Raw genomic sequence first — 16,188 nt, 5'->3', positions numbered from 1 at the left:
TCGGTCTGGACCCTTGTGATACCCATCGCGCAACCGCTGCGCCAGAGGGGAAATGTGACGCCCGGACGGGGGCCGTATTCCGGCCGTGAAGGGCCCGTTTCCCGACGACAGAGTCACCCCTGGCCCAGACATTCTCCATAAAAACAGTCAGGATTTTCAGCCGGTGGCCAAGCCCTGAATCACCGGAAAAACCCGCAAAAACAGGCCCTAAATACGACTATGGTGTAGGGGATTCCGACAAGTATGGGTTTGGAGATTGAAAGCACATCGCTTAACGTTTGGTCATCTGACGGCTGCGCCTTGTCGTTGCCGAATTTACGCGATGGGAGGACAGTCCATGCTGAAAGCGCTACAAATTGATCCGGGCAAGTGTACCGGATGCAAGCAATGCGAAATGGCTTGCAGTTACGTCAACGAAGGGGAGTTCAACGTTTCGAAATCCCGTATCCGGGTGTTCGACTTCCACGAAGACGCGCGCTTTGTACCTTATACCTGCACGCAATGTGACGAAGCCTGGTGTCAGCAGGCCTGCCCGGTGAATGCGATCACCACCAACGAGATGGGCGTCAAGGTTGTGCATGACAATCTGTGCGTGGGGTGCAAGGTCTGCACCATCGCCTGCCCGTTCGGCACGGTGAACTACAACGCCTCGACCGGCAAGGTCATCAAATGTGACCTCTGCGGCGGCGACCCGGCCTGTGCCTCGGCCTGCCCGACCGATGCGATCACCTTCCGTGATGCCGAGCAAAGCGGCTTTGACAAGATGAAGGAATGGGCCACCAAGACGACCGCCGGCACCGAGCCGACCGGCCCGAACGCACCTGCGTAAACTTCGCCCGAGCCTGCGCCCTGCGGGGCGCGCATGGAACAGATACGTTTAGGAGATTCCCAGATGGGATGGACAGGAAAAATACTCAGGATTGACCTGACAAACGGCACCGTGAACACGGAAGCCCTGAACATGGAATGGGCCGACAAATACCTTGGTCAGCGGGGGCTTGCCTCCAAGTACCTGGTGGAAGAGGTTGACCCCAAGGCCGACCCGCTTGGCCCGGAGAACAAGCTGATCATGGCGACCGGTCCGCTGACCGGCACCTGCGCGTCGACCGGGGGCCGCTATTCGGTCATCACCAAGGGTCCGCTGACCGGCGCGATTGCCTGCTCGAACTCGGGCGGTTATTTCGGCGCGGAGCTGAAGTTTGCCGGTTGGGACATGGTGATCTTTGAAGGCCAGTCGCCCAAGCCGGTTTACGTGACCATCTTTGACGATGACGTGCAGATCCGCGATGCGGGCGGACTGTGGGGCAAATCGGTCTGGGAGGCTGACAAGAAGATCAAGTCAGACCACCAGGACCAGATGATCCACGTCGCCGCGATTGGCGTCGCCGGTGAGAACGAGGTGCTTTATTCCTGTATCGTGAACGACCTGCACCGCGCGGCGGGCCGCTCGGGCGTGGGGGCCGTGATGGGCAACAAGAACCTCAAGGCCGTGGCCGTGCGCGGCACCGGTGGCGTGAAAGTGAAGGATTTCAAAACCTTCATGGATGCCACCAATGCGGGCAAAAAGGTTCTGAAAGATAACGCCGTGACCGGTCAGGGCCTGCCGGCCTTTGGCACACAGGTTCTGATGAACGTCATCAACGAAGCGGGCGCGATGCCGACCCGGAACGGCAAGGACGTTCAGTTTGAAAGCGCCAATGACATCTCGGCCGAAGCGATGGCAGAGCCACGCCGCTCGGATGGCAAGCCGAACCTCTTGACCAACCAGGCCTGTTTTGGCTGTACCATTGCCTGTGGCCGGATCTCCAAGATCGACGAGACGCATTACACCGTGCAGAACAAGCCGGAATATTGGCACGCCTCGGGTGGTCTGGAATACGAGGCCGCCTGGGCGCTGGGCAGCGCGACGGGCATCAAGGATCTCGAGGGGCTGACATATGTCAACTTCATCTGCAACGAGCAGGGGCTTGATCCGATCACCTTTGGTGCCACCGTCGGCGCGGCGATGGAGCTGTATGAAACCGGCGTGATCGATGACAAGATCACCGGCGGGATCGAGCTCAAGTTCGGTTCCTCCGAGGCGCTGGTCAAATGTGTTGAGTTGACGGGCAAGGCCGAAGGCTTTGGCAAGGAGCTGGGCCTTGGCTCCAAGCGTCTGACCGAGAAATACGGCAAGCCGGAACTGTCCATGACGGTCAAGGGCCAGGAGTTCCCGGCCTATGACCCGCGCGGCATTCAGGGTATGGGCCTGACCTATGCCACGTCGAACCGGGGTGCCTGTCACCTGCGGGGCTATACCGTGGCGTCGGAGATCCTGGGTATTCCGGAAAAGACCGACCCGCTGGAAACCGATGGCAAGCCCGGTCTGGTCAAGGCGTTCCAGGACGCGACCGCCGCGGTCGACAGCTCGGGCCTGTGCGTCTTCACCACCTTTGCATGGACGCTTGAGGACATCGCACCTCAGGTCGACGCAGCTGTCGAAGGCAACTGGACCGTCGACAAGATGCTCGAAGTGGGCGAGCGCATCTGGAACATGGAGCGTATCTTCAACAACAAGGCGGGCTTTACCGCGGCAGATGACAACCTGCCCGAACGCCTTTTGAAGGATGCAGCCAAGACCGGTCCCGCAAAGGGTCTCGTGGCGGGCCTCGACAAGATGTTGCCCGAATATTACGACCTGCGCGGCTGGACCCAGGAAGGTGTGCCGACCAACGAAACGCTGGAGCGTCTGGCCGTCTAGGCCCGTATCCACATCTCACAAGCCGGGGCGGCAGGCGTTGCCCCGGCTTTTCAGACTCAAATTCCCCGGGGGGACCGTCTCGTGCATCATGTCATTCTTGGAGCAGGGCCTGCGGGCGTCACTGCCGCCGAAACCATCCGCAAACACGCACCCGATGCCAGGATCACGCTGATCAGCGGCGAGCCGGAGCCACCCTATTCGCGCATGGCCATTCCCTATCTGCTGGAAGGCAAGATCGAGGAACAGGGCACGTTCCTGCGTCAGACCGATGGCCATTACGACGACAAGGGCATCACGTATCAACAGGGCCCGGTGACAAAGGTGGATTCCGCCGCCAAGTCGCTGACGCTGGCCGATGGCAGCACGGTCACCTATGACCGGATGCTGATTGCCACGGGGGCCACCCCGGTCCGCCCGCCGATCGAAGGGCTGGACAATCCCGGCGTGCATACCTGCTGGACGTTGGAGGATGCGCGCCACATCGTCAAACATGCCAAGCCCGGCGTGCCGGTTGTGCTGGTGGGTGCGGGCTTTATCGGCTGCATCATCCTTGAAGCGCTGCACAAGATGGGCGTGAACCTCACCGTTGTGGAAATGGGCGACCGGATGGTGCCGCGCATGCTGGATGAGACCGCCGGCAACATGCTGCGCCACTGGTGCGAGGACAAGGGCGTGCGGGTCGAGACCGGCGCGCTGGTCGATGCGATCCGCAGCTCCGGCGAAGCGGCTCCCGCCCCGGCGGCTGTCGAACCGGCGAAGAAACCCGGCCTTCTGTCGCGGCTCTTTGGCGGTGGCGGGTCACCGGAGCAGGTCCCGGAACCTGCCGCTGCGGCGCCGTCGCATGATCACCCGCTGACCGTGCATCTCAAGGATGGGCAGGAGCTGCCTGCCGCTTTGGTGGTGATTGCCGCCGGTGTGAAATCCAATATCGAGTTTCTTGAAGGCAGCGGCGTCGAAACCGGCCATGGCGTCAAGGTCGACCCCTATCACGCCACCAGCGCCGAGGGCATCTACGCCGCCGGTGACGTGGCCGAGGGCATCAACCTGTCCACCGGTCACAATGACATGCTGGCCATTCAGCCGGTTGCTGTGGAGCATGGCTATATCGCGGCGCTGAACATGTGCGGGATCGAGACCGCGCATCGCGGTGCGCTGAACATGAACGTGCTGGACACGCTTGGGCTGATCTCGTCCTCTTTTGGCACATGGGAAGGCATCGAAGGCGGAGACCGCGCCACCATGGTCGACAAGGAGGCCAACCGCTACATCCGGCTGGAATTCGATGGCGACATGCTGATCGGGGCGCAATGCGTGGGGCTGACCGAAAATGTCGGGATGCTGCGTGGGTTGATACAAAGTCATTTGCATCTTGGCCCATGGAAAGACAAACTCATGGAAAGCCCCGGCCGCATCGCAGAAGCCTATGTCGGGGTTGTTCAGCAACCGCCCAAAACGGGCTATACCGGCCCCAAAGTGGCGCTTCCCGCCTGATGCAGGCGGCAGAGTGAGGGAGTATTGAAGTGCAGGTCACGCTGAAGCTTTTTGCGTCTCTCACCCCGTTTTTGCCTGCGGGGGCCGAACGCAATGCCGCGCAGATCGAGGTCGCGGATGGGACCACCATCCTCAGTCTTCTGGACTCGTATAATGTCCCGCGCGAACATTGCCATCTGGTGATGCTGAACGGTGTGTATCATGCGCCCGAGGCGCGTGGGTCCGTGCCTGTGAGCGACGGCGATCATCTTGCGGTCTGGCCTCCGGTGGCGGGCGGCTGAGGCGTGTACACGACCAAAACACCCGGTGCCCGCGTGGAAAAGCTCATGTCCTTTACCCGGACCGAGTTCGAGCACGGGCTTGAGCGTATGCTTGGCGCAAAGCCCGTGTTGGGCGAAAAGGGTTATGATCTGAGCGCCGCCGCTTTTGACATCCCGGTTACGTGCAGCTTTGATCCGCAGCCCGATGCCGTGCTTGGCGGGCGGGTGCGGTTGCCCCGCGTTAAGGTGGTGCTGGATTTCTCCCGGCTGAATACCGAAGAGCGGCTAGTGGTGCTCGACCGGTTTGAAAAGGTGTTCCAGCGCGGCGGCGGCTGAGGCTGAGATCAGACGACAGGCGCGCCGTAGCCGTAGCTGTAGGGCACCGGCCCGGAAAAGGCGACGACATCACCATCGTCCAGCATCCGGTCCGCGTTGATCCCGGCCCCGACCAGCCCGGGTGTCACATCGCGCCCGTTGCAGAGGCAGAGGAAAACCTCGTTTATCGGCAGGCCCCAGGCCTTGAGCACATCGCGCACGGTCGATCCGGCTGGCAGGGTGAAAGTCTCCTGCGTGGTTCGATGACCGCGATACTTGGTCAGGCTGTTGAACAGGCGCGACTCGATGGTCACGGTTGCGCTTTTTGAGTTGTGGCCACTGCCATCCGCAATGTTTGTCATAATACCCTCTGCTTTTGCTAAGGTATCTTGCCATGTCGGCTGGCACCCGGCTTTGACCTAGGTCAGACCAGCGATACTTTCCCGGCCCTTTCGTTCAACCCGACATAATCGAGGATGAAATCGGCGATATTGTCGGTATCGTTGAGGTCAAAGACCGGAATGCTCAGCCCCTCCAGCGGAGCATCGCTGGCCACGCCTTCGACGCGGTTGTCCGTGGCCGCGATCAGCGCTTTTTTGTTCTCGCCCCGAAAGGCTTCGATCTTGGGGTGGCTCTCCATCTTGTAGCCTTCGACAATGACCAGATCGACCGGATCGAGACGGGCGACCATGTCCTGCAACAGATCCTCTTCGTCATCAGGCCGTTCGCGCACGATCGACCAGCGGGCCGCAGAGGTGAAGACCACCTCATGCGCCCCCTCAAAACGCAGGTCGCGCCCTTGTTCATCGGTGGTCGAAAAGTCAAAGGAATGGTGGGCGTGTTTGATGGTGGAAACGGAAATACCGCGCGAGGTGATATTGGACACCAGACGCTCAACCAAGTGGGTCTTGCCCGAGTTTTTCCACCCGATGACACCGAAAATTTCCATACCTGCCCCCTTTGCCGACGTGAAAACTAGCCGCGGTGGCGGGGCTGCGCAAGGACACAAGGGGCGGCGAAAGTATGGGTTTTGTGCCATGCGCGATGCGTTAGACTGAGCGCAGACTACGGTGGGGGATACCAGCGATGAATGACAAGGACCTACAGCGCTACTCGCGGCATCTTCTGCTGGATGAGATCGGGTTTGACGGGCAGGACCGTATCCTGGAGGGTCATGTGCTGATCATCGGGGCCGGGGGGCTGGGCTGTCCGGTGGCGATCTATCTGGCCAGCGCGGGCGTCGGGCGGCTGACCATTTGTGACGGGGACGCGGTGGACCTGACCAACCTGCAACGGCAGATCCTGCATCGCGAAGACCGTATTGGCGTGAACAAGGCGGCATCAGCGCAGGCCGAACTGGCCGGGATCAACCCCGGTTGCAGGGTCGAGATCGTCGAGCGGAACGTGACCGAAGACGACCTTGGCCCGCTTGTGGCGGCGGCGGATATCGTGGTGGAAGCCAGCGACAATTTTGCCACCCGCTTTGCGGTGAACCGCGCCTGCGTGGCGCATGGCAAACCGCTGGTCAGCGGCAGCGCGATCCGCGTGGTCGGACAAATCTCGGTTTTTGACCTGCGCGAGGCAACCTCGCCCTGTTACGCCTGCTTCCTGCCCGAATCCGCCTCGGTGGCGGAAGAGCGCTGTGTGTCCATGGGGGTATTGGCACCGCTGACCGGAACCATCGGGTCGATGCAGGCGACCGAGGTGTTGACCCTTCTGGCCACGGGCAAGAGCGCGTTGACCGGGCGGGTGCTGCTCTATGATGCCATGTCGGCGGACTGGCAATCCATTGATATTCCGCGCAATCCGGCCTGTCCGGTCTGTTCCGGGCGGGCATCCGCGTAGCGGCCTAGCCCGAGGCGAGTTTCAGGAAGTGTCGTGTCGCCTGGCCTGCGCGCCTGGCGCAGAACGCTGCATCCGGTGCGGCCATCTGGCCAATCACGCGCCGGATCTGCAGGTCACCGATCAGAAGCGCGACGAAGGTTTCTGCCGCCTCCTCTTCTGTGTCAAACCCGGTAAGCCCGCCCAGCTCTGCCGCGAGCACCGGCATGACCGCGTCGCGCCCGTGTCGGGCCAGCGCGGCCCCCAGTTCACCGCTTGAATCGGCGGCGGCAGCCCGGTTGAGCGCGATGGCCTGGTCCGACAGAATGCCCCCGAGCAACGCCGCGCCGAAGGCGTGAAGCCGCGGCTCCAGCTCCGCGTGCGTGTCCAGCGTGCCGGACAGGGCGCGCAGCCCCTTTTCGGCATTGCTGCGGATCATCGCGGCAAACAGCCCGGGCTTGTCCCCGTACCAGCGATAGAGCGTTTCGTTCGAGGCCCTAGCGCGTTTGGCGATCTCCAGCATCGACGTTCCCGCATAGCCGCGCTCGATCAGCAAGGCATAGGCGGCGCTTTCAATCTGTTCACGGCGCTCGGCGCGGCGGCTCTCTTTCATCAGGCGTCCTTTCGTCCATGCAAAAGGATCACAGATGCGGTCGCGCGGTCCAGTGCCTTCAGAGCAACCCTTCTGACCGGAAGCTCAACTCACGCGATTTCCCGATGATGATATGGTCATGCAGCGTCAGTCCCAGCGCGCGGGCCGCCGCCTCGATCATGACGGTCATGTCGATATCGTCCTGGCTTGGGGTTGGGTCGCCCGATGGGTGATTATGCACCAGTATCAGGGCGGATGCGTTCAGCTCCAGCGCGCGTTTGACCACCTCACGCGGATAGACCGGCACGTGATCGACCGTGCCCTGGGCCTGTGCCTCGTCAGCGATCAGGATGTTCTTGCGATCAAGATAGAGCACGCGGAATAGTTCGGTTTCGCGATGGGCCATCGTAGTGTGGCAATAATCGATCAGTTGCTGCCAGCTTGACACGACATGCCGTTCCATCACGCGTGACCGCGCAAGGCGCTGCGCGGCGGCCTCGACGATCTTCAACTCGGTGATCACCGCCTCGCCCACGCCGTTGATATCGGCGAGCCGCTGCGGCGGGGCAGAGATGACCCGGTTGAAATCGCCGAATGTCTCCAGAAGCAGCCGCGCCAGCGGTTTCACATCGCGGCGCGGGATGGCGCGGAACAGGACCAGTTCCAGCATTTCGTAATCCGGCAGCGCCTCGGCCCCGCCGCGCATGAACCGGTCGCGCAGGCGTTTGCGGTGGTCGCGGATATAGGAGGGCTGACGGGTGGCTGTGGGGACCGGCGCGGTATCCAGCGCTTCATCCCCGCTGAACAGGGGCAGGGGTGCTTCTGAAAAGGAATCGAGCCGGGCCATGGGGAAAGCATGGTCCCGCTCGGTGAATCATTGGTTAACACGTCTGGGCAAACGCCGGGGCTCCGCCCGTGATACCCGGGGCCCCGCCCGTGATTTTCCCAATCGCTCCCCCGGAGCGATTGCCGCGCAAAGCGCGGTTCGGAAAATCACCCCTTCATCGAATCCCAGAACCCCTTCACGGAGGAAAAGAAGCTCTTGCTCTCGGGGTTGTTGTCCTCGCTCAGCGCTTCGAACTCCTTGAGCAGCTCTTTCTGCTTCGAGGTCAGGTTTACGGGCGTCTCCACCGCCAGTTCGATGAACATGTCACCGGTGCCAGCCCCGCGCAGGGCGGGCATGCCCTTGCCGCGCAGGCGCATCTGGCGGCCCGATTGCGACCCGGCCGGGATCTTGACGCGCGAACGCCCGCCATCAATCGTCGGCACCTCGATATCACCGCCCAGAGCAGCCGAGGCCATCGACACGGGCACACGGCAGAAGAGGTCCGAGCCTTCACGCTCGAAAATCTTGTGCTTGGCCACCTCGATGAAGATATAGAGATCGCCCGGCGGTCCGCCCCGCATCCCGGCCTCGCCCTCGCCTGCCAGACGAATGCGCGTCCCGGTTTCCACCCCCTTTGGGATGTTGACCGACAGCGCCCGGTCCTTTTCGACCCGGCCCGCCCCCTGACAGGATTTGCAGGGGTTCTTGATGATCTGGCCCAGACCCGAACAGGTGGGACATGTGCGTTCAACGGTAAAGAAGCCCTGTTGCGCGCGCACCTTGCCCATGCCGGAACAGGTGGGGCAGGTGGTGGGTTCTACCCCGCCCTCGGCGCCCGAGCCATTGCAGCTGTCGCAGGCAACGGAGGTGGGCACGTTGATGGTCTTTTGAAGGCCCTGATGGGCCTCTTCCAGCGTTACGCGAAGATTGTAGCGCAGGTCCGAGCCGCGCGCCGCGCGTTGCCGTCCGCCGCCCTGACGCCCGCCCATGAAATCGCCGAACAGATCGTCGAACACATCGGAAAAGGCACTGGCGAAATCGCCCTGACCCTGGCCGCCGCCAAAGCCGCCACCGGGACGGCCACCGCCGCCCATGCCGCCTTCGAATGCCGCATGACCGAACCGGTCATACGCGGCCTTTTTCTCCGCATCCTTGAGAACTTCGTAAGCCTCGTTGGCTTCCTTGAACTGCGCTTCCGCCTCGGGGTTGTCGGCGTTCCGGTCCGGGTGCAGCTCCTTTGCCTTCTTGCGATAGGCTTTCTTGATCTCGTCGGCGGAGGCGCCCCGGGCGACGCCCAGAACATCGTAGAAATCACGTTTGGACATGTTTCTGCCCTCCTTTATGGAACGTGCGAAGGCCGGCCCGGTGTCCGGACCGGCCCCCGCATTGGTTCCGTGGCGTGCCTGTCACGTCGGATCAGGCGCGCTTGTCGTCGTCAAGATCCTCGAAATCGGCATCGACGATGTCGTCATCCGCCGGGCCGGCGTCGGCCTCGGGGGCCTCTTCGCCCGCCTCTTCCTGGCTGGCCTTGTAGATCGCTTCACCCAGCTTCATCGAGGCTTCCATCACGTTCTGGATGCCGGATTTGATCTTGTCGGCATTGTCGGTTTCCAGCTCGTCCTTGAGCGCGGCAACCGCCAGTTCGATGGCTTCCACGGTGGTCGGGTCGACCTTGTCGCCATGTTCTTCGAGCGATTTCTCGGTCGAATGGATGAGGCTCTCGGCCTGGTTCTTGGCATCGACGAGCTCGCGGCGGGCCTTGTCGGCCTCGGCGTTCTCTTCGGCCTCTTTGACCATCTTTTCGATATCCTCGTCCGACAGACCGCCCGACGCCTGAATGGTGATCGACTGTTCCTTGCCGGTGCCCTTGTCCTTGGCGCCGACCGACACGATGCCGTTGGCGTCGATGTCAAAGGTCACTTCGATCTGCGGCATGCCGCGCGGTGCGGGCGGGATGTCTTCGAGGTTGAACTGGCCCAGCATCTTGTTGTCGGCAGCCATCTCACGTTCGCCCTGGAACACGCGGAGCGTCACGGCGTTCTGGTTGTCCTCGGCGGTCGAGAAGATCTGGCTCTTCTTGGTCGGGATCGTCGTGTTGCGGTCGATCAGGCGGGTGAACACGCCACCCAGCGTCTCGATGCCCAGCGACAGCGGCGTCACGTCGAGCAGAACCACGTCCTTGACGTCACCTTGCAGAACACCGGCCTGAATGGCGGCGCCCATGGCCACCACTTCGTCCGGGTTCACACCCTTGTGCGGCTCCTTGCCGAAGAACTTGGTCACCTCTTCGATAACCTTCGGCATCCGGGTCATACCACCGACCAGCACCACCTCGTCCACGTCCGAAGTGGACATGCCCGCGTCTTTCAGAGCGGCCTGGCAGGGTTTGATCGAGGCCTTGATCAGATCACCGACAAGGCTTTCCAGCTTGGCGCGGGTCAGCTTCATGACCATGTGCAGCGGCTGACCGTCCTTGCCCATCGAGATGAAGGGCTGGTTGATTTCGGTCTGGCTGGCCGAAGACAGTTCGATCTTGGCCTTTTCAGCGGCTTCCTTGAGCCGTTGCAGGGCCATCTTGTCCTTGGTCAGGTCGGTGCCGTGCTCTTTCTTGAACTCGTCCGCAAGGTAGTTGACGATCCGCATGTCGAAATCTTCACCACCCAGGAACGTGTCGCCGTTGGTGGATTTCACTTCGAACAGACCATCGTCGATCTCAAGGATGGTCACGTCGAACGTACCACCGCCAAGGTCATAGACCGCGATGGTGTGGGTGTCTTCCTTGTCCAGACCATAGGCCAGCGCGGCGGCTGTCGGCTCGTTGATGATCCGCAGCACTTCGAGACCAGCGATTTTGCCCGCGTCCTTGGTGGCCTGACGCTGGGCGTCGTTGAAATAGGCCGGAACGGTGATCACGGCCTGCGTGACCTCTTCGCCAAGATAGCTCTCGGCGGTTTCTTTCATTTTCCCGAGGATGAACGCGCTGATCTGGCTGGGCGAATATTTCTCGCCGCGCGCCTCGACCCATGCGTCGCCCTGACCGCCGTCAATCACGTTGAACGGCAGGTTCTTTTTGTCCTTGGCAAGGTCCGCGTCATCAAACCGGCGGCCGATGAGACGCTTGACGCCAAAGATGGTGTTGTCGGGGTTGGTGACGGCCTGACGCTTGGCGGGCTGACCGACAAGACGCTCGTCTTCGGTGAAGGCGACGATGGACGGAGTCGTCCGCGCGCCTTCGGAATTTTCGATTACCCGGGGCTGGCTGCCGTCCATGATGGCGATGCAGCTGTTGGTTGTCCCAAGGTCAATACCAATGACTTTTCCCATTGTTTCGATCCCTCTTTTCTTCAAGGCGATGACACGAGGCAGAGACCCGTTACGGCATCCCGACCCCGAATGATGACGGCGGGCCAGACCGGCCCTTTCCGCGCTTCAGCGGGTATATAAGGAGGCACTTTGTGTGCTGCAAGCGCTCCTGACCGCGCTATTGTGAATTAGACGCGAATTCTTACCCAATGTTGAAGGGGGCACGTATGACGCCGCTCACAATCCGGGGCGTTCAGGTGTTCAAGGGGTTTTTGGACACGGAGGCCCAGTCGGACATGGTTGATGCCCTGCGCGGGGTGATCCGCGCTGCGCCGTTTTATCAGCCGGTCACGCCGGGAGGGCGCAAGATGTCGGTGCAAATGTCGGCGGCGGGGCAATATGGCTGGGTCACGGACAGGCGCGGCTATCGCTATGAGCCACGTCACCCCGATGGCATGAAATGGCCGCCGATCCCGGAGACGGTGATGGAGGTTTGGCACACGGTTGCGCCCAAGGCCCGCGATCCGGAATGCTGCCTGATCAATTATTATGACGAAAATGCCCGCATGGGGCTGCATCAGGACCGGGATGAGGCGGATTTTTCGCAACCGGTTGTGTCGATCTCACTGGGTGATTCCGCACGGTTCCGCATCGGCAATGTGGAGAAAGGCGGGTCTAGCGAATCTGTCTGGCTTGAGTCCGGCGATGTTCTGGTCATGGGCGGGGAGGCGCGCTTGATCCATCACGGGGTGGACCGCATCCGGTTCGGCTCTTCATCGCTGCTGAAGGATGGCGGGCGGATCAACCTGACGCTGCGGGTGGTGACGTGACACGGGGTCTACGCCCGTGCCGTCACAACATGCGACACATGCGGAAAGGTCATGGCCTGACCGTCGAAACATGCGCCGAGTCCCGTCAGGAAATCATCCATGCACGCCTCGCGCTGATCCCGGTCCAATCCCGCCAGCTTGTCGCCGGTATGCATGCCGCCCATCGCGCCCTCGGCATAGGCGCGGGCATCAGGGTGATGCAGCGTCAGAGTGACCTTTTCGATGTCGATGGAGTTGAACCCGGCTTGCTCGAACAATGCGCGAATGGTTTGCCCATCTGACAGGCTGCAAATCGCGCGCACCGCGTCACCGGCCTTCTGGCCGACATGCCGGTCCATTGCCGCGGATTGGGCCTGAAGCAATGGATTTTCCTCAAGCTCCGTTGTCATGCAGAAAGCCACCGGGGCGCCACCCGCCATGACCCGCCGCAATTCGGCCAGCGCCCGCACCTTATCGGGAAAGAACTGAAGCGCCTGCTGGCAATAGGCGAGATCGAAGCGATCATCCTCGAAAGGTAGGTCGTCCGCCGTTGCCTTGATCAATTCGACATCCAGTCCAGCCTCCCGCGCTCGCTGCCGTGCCACCTCAAGCATGCCTGCGGTCATATCCACGCCGGTGAGCGCGGTCGCTTTGATCCCGGTGGCCGCGACTTCGCGGGTGACGGCGCCCGTGCCACAGGCGAGATCCAGAAAATGGACACCGTCCCAGGGCGTGGCCTTGCGGATCAATTCCCGCGCCCAAGGTTGAAAAATGACCGGGACCAGCACCGCGTCATAGTTTTCGGCAAAACTGTGCATGATGCGCCCCCTGACCTGTGAATGGTGCGTGGTCAGTGTAGCACGAAAATCATTCGCTCGCACGAAGCGCGCCCAATTGGACTTGGAGCGGCCCGGGCAAGAGAGGTTATTGCCCGGGCCGCTCCCCGGCCTTCCAGCGTTCCACCCCGGCTTTTAACCGTGCCATGTAGTCCCGCAGCATCGGCACCCGCCGAGGCCGGAAACTCGCCTCCAACACCTCAAGATCCGCCATCCGATCCAAGCGAAACGCCCGGAAATCCGCGCGCAGAAGGCAATGCGCAAGAAGGCAATGGGACCGGTCGAAATAGGCAATCGAGAGCGGTTCCACCTCCCGCATGGTTTCTTGCCCGTCCTTGTCGCGATAGTCGAAACGCACGCGCCGTTCCTCCCAACACGCTTTGCGCAGCGCGGCCACATCCACCCCCGGTGCCGGGATTTCCGCGAAATGCCGTACATTCAGCGCCGCGTGCTTCAGCCTGTGCGCCTGCGCCTCGGGCAGCCGCGCCTGTAGTTTCGTCATGGCTTGGCCTGCTGCTTTCGCGAGCGCCGGATCACCGATTTCCTGCACCTCGCGCAGGCCCAGCACCAGCGCTTCCAATTCGTCCGGCTCAAACCCCAGCGGCGGCATCGCCGGGTCTTCGATCATCGTGTAGCCATAACCCGCCGCCCCGTCGATCACCGCGCCCAATTCACGCAAGCAGTTGATGTCGCGGTAGATCGTGCGCGTATCGACGCCGGTTTCCCGGGCAAGGGCCCCTGCCGTCACCGGCGCGGGCAAGCTTCGCAGGGCCTGCATCAACTGAAATAGGCGGCGGGTGCGGGACATGGGGCGCAGGGTAGGGTGAAGAGTGGGGAGATGGAAGGCGAGGCAGAACCCTGACAAAATGGTAGGGTTTTGCCGGGGGGTATTGTCATGGCTAAGGTTCTGAACCCATTTGAGGCATGTGCGAGCGGCGAAAACAACCGATTTTGACCGGGAGGTTTTGTCAGGGGTTTATGTCCGGTTTGCGGCGGCGCAGCAGGTGGGCGGACGTTGCAGTCGATTTGCCGATGGCTGGTCTGGCGCAGAGACGGGAAGGTCGTCTTGCCCAAGCTTCGGTGCGCTAACCGTTGAACCACCGCTCCCTTCGTGTGTCGTCGAAGCCATCCTTGAAGGTCTTTCCGGCAATCGAGGGAGGGTGGTAGACAGCTTTGAGTGAAGCACCTGTCAAGAAGTCCAGTTCGGCATAGCTCACGCGGCCATCGCCGTACTCGACAATGCAGGTGCCAGTCCCTGTATTCCGTTCCGCGTCGCCGCGCTCGAGCTTTGCAAGTATGGCCGTTGACACGCATCGCGCGGCGCTTTCCGCGAACGTCCCGGATTTCGGTAGTCCCGTCGCCGCTATGTCGCCGATCGCATAGACATTTGGAAATCGGGTTTCCAAGGTCGCCAGATCGATTGGCACCCATCCGTCCTCGGTCAGGCCGCTGTCAATGACAACCTGCGGCGGCGTGTGTTTGGGCACGCCAAGAAAGAGATCGAACGGCAATTCGGTGCCGTCGTCCAGTACGGCATGTTTTTCGTCAAGCCGCACGACCGTGCGCTGGCGCAGTAGCCGGATGTTGAATTCTTCGAACGAGTCCATCAACGCCTGCGCCATCTCTGCCGAGGCGGGCATCGGGGTGGACAAGGGAGAGACGAAGGTGATGTCGCACTTGTCGCGGATGCCCTGTTCTGTGAGGTAATGGTGCAGCGTCAGGGCACATTCGCTAGGTCCGGGCGGACATTTGTACGGGAATCCGCAGATGCCCACGATCACTGAACCGCCTGTAAAATCGGGAAGGACGCCGCGCAGCCGGTCCGCACCGGCGTTTGAGTAGAATTCGTTGCCGTGCTCGGCAAGGCCGGGCGTGGCTCCCATGTCGTAATCGGCCCCCAAAGCGATCACGAGATAATCCGCTTCGTATACGCCGCCATTCGTCGTCACGCGCCGCGCATCGGCGTCAATGTAGGAAATCGTTTCCCGGACAAGCCGGATGCCGGGCTTGCCGAAGGTGTCGTATGGCAGGCAAACGGTATCGAGCGTCGTTTTGCCAAACATCACGTCAATTCGGCTGTATCCAAATGTGAAGCGGTCATTCTTGTCGATGATTGTGACGTCGGCGTCCTTGTCCAGCGCCTCCGACAGAAGGGTGGCCAATTCCAACCCGCCGAATCCAGCGCCCAGAATGAGAACTTTCGATTTCATGGTATTCTCCTCGAGTTCGACCGTTCTCCGAGGCACCCGAAAATCCGCTCGGTCAACTGAGGAAAAGCCTTTTCAATATTCGGTGTGACGCTAATCGCGTCGAGCCGCGCACTAGTTAACGCATGGTTCATCCCGCCAAGTCAATCAAGCGTACCCGGCTGCGCCCATATGGAAGCGAAGGGAGTCATCTACTGCTGTGAACGCCAATACTTACTTTCGGCATCAGTATCCTTCAGCAAAGGCTCCAAATTTTTTTTGTTCCGTCGCGCCACAACAAGACGTTCACCGCAGCGCAGGATGTGCCAAAACTCATCCGTTTCTGACACGGGCAATAACGTCCGTTTTTGCCGCTCCACTTAGGACGCAGAGTGCTACCCCTCGCTCCCGACAAAAACTGTCAGCATCGGATGCTACCCAAGGGCAACCCTAACTCAAAGGATGCCCGTGATGATTACCCTTCTGACCTTTCCCGCCAGCTTCACCTGTCCCAGCCACTCGCCCTATTGCGTCACGGCGATGTGCCTGTTGCAGATGGCGGGCGAGGCGTGGGAGCCGGAATTCCACGATGACCCGCGCAAGATGCCCTATGGCAAGCTGCCGGTGGCGCGGATTGACGGGCGGGTGATCCCCGACAGCGGCAATATCCAGCGCGCGCTGGAGGCACGAGGCGCGGAGTTCTATCCCGGTCTTTCGCCGCTGCAAAAGGCCCATGCCCATGCGGTGCAGCGCATGGCCGAGGAAAGCCTGAGCTTTGGGCTGATCCATGAGCGCTGGATGCGGGATGAAAACTGGGCCGTGGTGCGGGATGTGTTCTTTGCTGCCATGCCTCGCCCGATCCGTGTGTTTGTCACCGGGCGCATCCGCAACTGAGCTACCCCCTGAAATTCGGACACTGACGTAAGCTACGATTTGTTGTCTGCTGGTCTTCGACGATAAGGAGATTAGAGATGTCGAAACGGAAGAACCATTCGCCGGAGTTCAAGGC

Annotated in this window: 17 protein-coding genes; 8 read left to right on the top strand and 9 right to left on the bottom strand. The window is 61.3% G+C overall.

Features of this window, described 5'->3' with window-relative positions:
* Nucleotides 1-322: 322 nt before the first annotated feature.
* The 5 genes from PGB28_RS15610 to PGB28_RS15590 all read left to right on the top strand — a co-directional run bounded on the left by PGB28_RS15610 (nucleotide 323) and on the right by PGB28_RS15590 (nucleotide 4,827).
* Nucleotides 323-829: a 4Fe-4S dicluster domain-containing protein gene (locus PGB28_RS15610; RefSeq protein ID WP_333908244.1), complete on the top strand. Its 507-nt coding sequence runs from the start codon at nucleotides 323-325 to the stop codon at nucleotides 827-829.
* Nucleotides 830-892: 63 nt separating this feature from the next.
* Complete coding sequence (locus PGB28_RS15605) at nucleotides 893-2,740, top strand: aldehyde ferredoxin oxidoreductase family protein (protein ID WP_271422453.1); 1,848 nt, start codon at nucleotides 893-895, stop codon at nucleotides 2,738-2,740.
* Between the two features lie 81 nt (nucleotides 2,741-2,821).
* Nucleotides 2,822-4,231 carry an NAD(P)/FAD-dependent oxidoreductase gene (locus PGB28_RS15600; RefSeq protein ID WP_271422452.1) on the top strand — a complete coding sequence of 470 codons (1,410 nt, stop codon included), beginning with the start codon at nucleotides 2,822-2,824 and terminating at the stop codon, nucleotides 4,229-4,231.
* A gap of 29 nt (nucleotides 4,232-4,260) precedes the next feature.
* Nucleotides 4,261-4,512: a MoaD/ThiS family protein gene (locus PGB28_RS15595; RefSeq protein ID WP_271422451.1), complete on the top strand. Its 252-nt coding sequence runs from the start codon at nucleotides 4,261-4,263 to the stop codon at nucleotides 4,510-4,512.
* Nucleotides 4,513-4,515: 3 nt separating this feature from the next.
* Nucleotides 4,516-4,827: a hypothetical protein gene (locus PGB28_RS15590; RefSeq protein ID WP_271422450.1), complete on the top strand. Its 312-nt coding sequence runs from the start codon at nucleotides 4,516-4,518 to the stop codon at nucleotides 4,825-4,827.
* An 8-nt stretch (nucleotides 4,828-4,835) separates the two neighbouring features.
* On the opposite strand, the gene PGB28_RS15585 is transcribed toward PGB28_RS15590, so the two are convergent.
* Nucleotides 4,836-5,168, bottom strand: coding sequence for a MoaD/ThiS family protein (locus PGB28_RS15585; protein ID WP_271422449.1), 333 nt, complete (start codon nucleotides 5,166-5,168; stop codon nucleotides 4,836-4,838).
* Nucleotides 5,169-5,230: 62 nt separating this feature from the next.
* Nucleotides 5,231-5,755, bottom strand: coding sequence for a molybdopterin-guanine dinucleotide biosynthesis protein B (gene mobB, locus PGB28_RS15580; RefSeq protein ID WP_271422448.1), 525 nt, complete (start codon nucleotides 5,753-5,755; stop codon nucleotides 5,231-5,233).
* 137 nt (nucleotides 5,756-5,892) lie between these two features.
* On the opposite strand from mobB, the gene PGB28_RS15575 reads away from it, so the two are divergent.
* Nucleotides 5,893-6,651, top strand: a complete 759-nt coding sequence (locus tag PGB28_RS15575) for a HesA/MoeB/ThiF family protein (RefSeq protein ID WP_271422447.1) — start codon at nucleotides 5,893-5,895, stop codon at nucleotides 6,649-6,651.
* Nucleotides 6,652-6,655: 4 nt separating this feature from the next.
* Here the strand turns inward: PGB28_RS15575 and PGB28_RS15570 are convergent, their stop codons facing one another.
* From PGB28_RS15570 to dnaK, 4 genes are all read right to left on the bottom strand, one after another.
* Complete coding sequence (locus PGB28_RS15570) at nucleotides 6,656-7,240, bottom strand: TetR/AcrR family transcriptional regulator (RefSeq protein WP_271422446.1); 585 nt, start codon at nucleotides 7,238-7,240, stop codon at nucleotides 6,656-6,658.
* A 58-nt stretch (nucleotides 7,241-7,298) separates the two neighbouring features.
* Nucleotides 7,299-8,066: a RadC family protein gene (gene radC / locus PGB28_RS15565; RefSeq protein WP_271422445.1), complete on the bottom strand. Its 768-nt coding sequence runs from the start codon at nucleotides 8,064-8,066 to the stop codon at nucleotides 7,299-7,301.
* Nucleotides 8,067-8,212: 146 nt separating this feature from the next.
* Entirely contained in the window at nucleotides 8,213-9,370 is a 1,158-nt protein-coding gene (dnaJ, locus tag PGB28_RS15560; RefSeq protein WP_271422444.1) for a molecular chaperone DnaJ, read from the bottom strand.
* Nucleotides 9,371-9,461: 91 nt separating this feature from the next.
* Complete coding sequence (gene dnaK, locus PGB28_RS15555) at nucleotides 9,462-11,369, bottom strand: molecular chaperone DnaK (protein WP_271422443.1); 1,908 nt, start codon at nucleotides 11,367-11,369, stop codon at nucleotides 9,462-9,464.
* 206 nt (nucleotides 11,370-11,575) lie between these two features.
* Between dnaK and PGB28_RS15550 the strand changes: the two genes are divergently transcribed.
* Nucleotides 11,576-12,178 carry an alpha-ketoglutarate-dependent dioxygenase AlkB family protein gene (locus PGB28_RS15550; protein WP_271422442.1) on the top strand — a complete coding sequence of 201 codons (603 nt, stop codon included), beginning with the start codon at nucleotides 11,576-11,578 and terminating at the stop codon, nucleotides 12,176-12,178.
* A gap of 8 nt (nucleotides 12,179-12,186) precedes the next feature.
* On the opposite strand, the gene PGB28_RS15545 is transcribed toward PGB28_RS15550, so the two are convergent.
* From PGB28_RS15545 to PGB28_RS15535, 3 genes are all read right to left on the bottom strand, one after another.
* Nucleotides 12,187-12,975, bottom strand: coding sequence for a class I SAM-dependent methyltransferase (locus PGB28_RS15545; RefSeq protein ID WP_271422441.1), 789 nt, complete (start codon nucleotides 12,973-12,975; stop codon nucleotides 12,187-12,189).
* A gap of 106 nt (nucleotides 12,976-13,081) precedes the next feature.
* Nucleotides 13,082-13,801 carry a helix-turn-helix transcriptional regulator gene (locus tag PGB28_RS15540; protein ID WP_271422440.1) on the bottom strand — a complete coding sequence of 240 codons (720 nt, stop codon included), beginning with the start codon at nucleotides 13,799-13,801 and terminating at the stop codon, nucleotides 13,082-13,084.
* 277 nt (nucleotides 13,802-14,078) lie between these two features.
* On the bottom strand, nucleotides 14,079-15,203 hold the full coding sequence (locus tag PGB28_RS15535) for an NAD(P)/FAD-dependent oxidoreductase (protein ID WP_271422439.1): 1,125 nt from the start codon (nucleotides 15,201-15,203) through the stop codon (nucleotides 14,079-14,081).
* 447 nt (nucleotides 15,204-15,650) lie between these two features.
* On the opposite strand from PGB28_RS15535, the gene PGB28_RS15530 reads away from it, so the two are divergent.
* The gene (locus PGB28_RS15530; RefSeq protein WP_271422438.1) at nucleotides 15,651-16,073 is read left to right on the top strand and encodes a Tom37 metaxin N-terminal-like domain-containing protein; all 423 of its coding nucleotides are present in this window, start codon (nucleotides 15,651-15,653) and stop codon (nucleotides 16,071-16,073) included.
* The last annotated feature ends 115 nt before the right edge of the window (nucleotides 16,074-16,188 follow it).

It is taken from the genome of Primorskyibacter aestuariivivens, from assembly GCF_028023675.1.
Lineage (GTDB): Bacteria > Pseudomonadota > Alphaproteobacteria > Rhodobacterales > Rhodobacteraceae > Marinovum > Marinovum aestuariivivens.
This window is presented reverse-complemented; position numbering and strand designations above follow the sequence as displayed.

Excerpts from the sequence above, each read along its gene's own strand:
- PGB28_RS15605 (WP_271422453.1), top strand. The coding sequence starts at position 893 with ATGGGATGGACAGGAAAAATACTCAGGATTGACCTGACAAACGGCACC.
- PGB28_RS15545 (WP_271422441.1), bottom strand. The coding sequence starts at position 12,975 with ATGCACAGTTTTGCCGAAAACTATGACGCGGTGCTGGTCCCGGTCATT.
- dnaK (WP_271422443.1), bottom strand. The coding sequence starts at position 11,369 with ATGGGAAAAGTCATTGGTATTGACCTTGGGACAACCAACAGCTGCATC.
- PGB28_RS15570 (WP_271422446.1), bottom strand. The coding sequence starts at position 7,240 with ATGAAAGAGAGCCGCCGCGCCGAGCGCCGTGAACAGATTGAAAGCGCC.
- mobB (WP_271422448.1), bottom strand. The coding sequence starts at position 5,755 with ATGGAAATTTTCGGTGTCATCGGGTGGAAAAACTCGGGCAAGACCCAC.
- PGB28_RS15535 (WP_271422439.1), bottom strand. The coding sequence starts at position 15,203 with ATGAAATCGAAAGTTCTCATTCTGGGCGCTGGATTCGGCGGGTTGGAA.
- dnaJ (WP_271422444.1), bottom strand. The coding sequence starts at position 9,370 with ATGTCCAAACGTGATTTCTACGATGTTCTGGGCGTCGCCCGGGGCGCC.
- PGB28_RS15550 (WP_271422442.1), top strand. The coding sequence starts at position 11,576 with ATGACGCCGCTCACAATCCGGGGCGTTCAGGTGTTCAAGGGGTTTTTG.
- PGB28_RS15585 (WP_271422449.1), bottom strand. The coding sequence starts at position 5,168 with ATGACAAACATTGCGGATGGCAGTGGCCACAACTCAAAAAGCGCAACC.
- PGB28_RS15575 (WP_271422447.1), top strand. The coding sequence starts at position 5,893 with ATGAATGACAAGGACCTACAGCGCTACTCGCGGCATCTTCTGCTGGAT.
- PGB28_RS15540 (WP_271422440.1), bottom strand. The coding sequence starts at position 13,801 with ATGTCCCGCACCCGCCGCCTATTTCAGTTGATGCAGGCCCTGCGAAGC.
- radC (WP_271422445.1), bottom strand. The coding sequence starts at position 8,066 with ATGGCCCGGCTCGATTCCTTTTCAGAAGCACCCCTGCCCCTGTTCAGC.
- PGB28_RS15610 (WP_333908244.1), top strand. The coding sequence starts at position 323 with ATGGGAGGACAGTCCATGCTGAAAGCGCTACAAATTGATCCGGGCAAG.
- PGB28_RS15530 (WP_271422438.1), top strand. The coding sequence starts at position 15,651 with ATGATTACCCTTCTGACCTTTCCCGCCAGCTTCACCTGTCCCAGCCAC.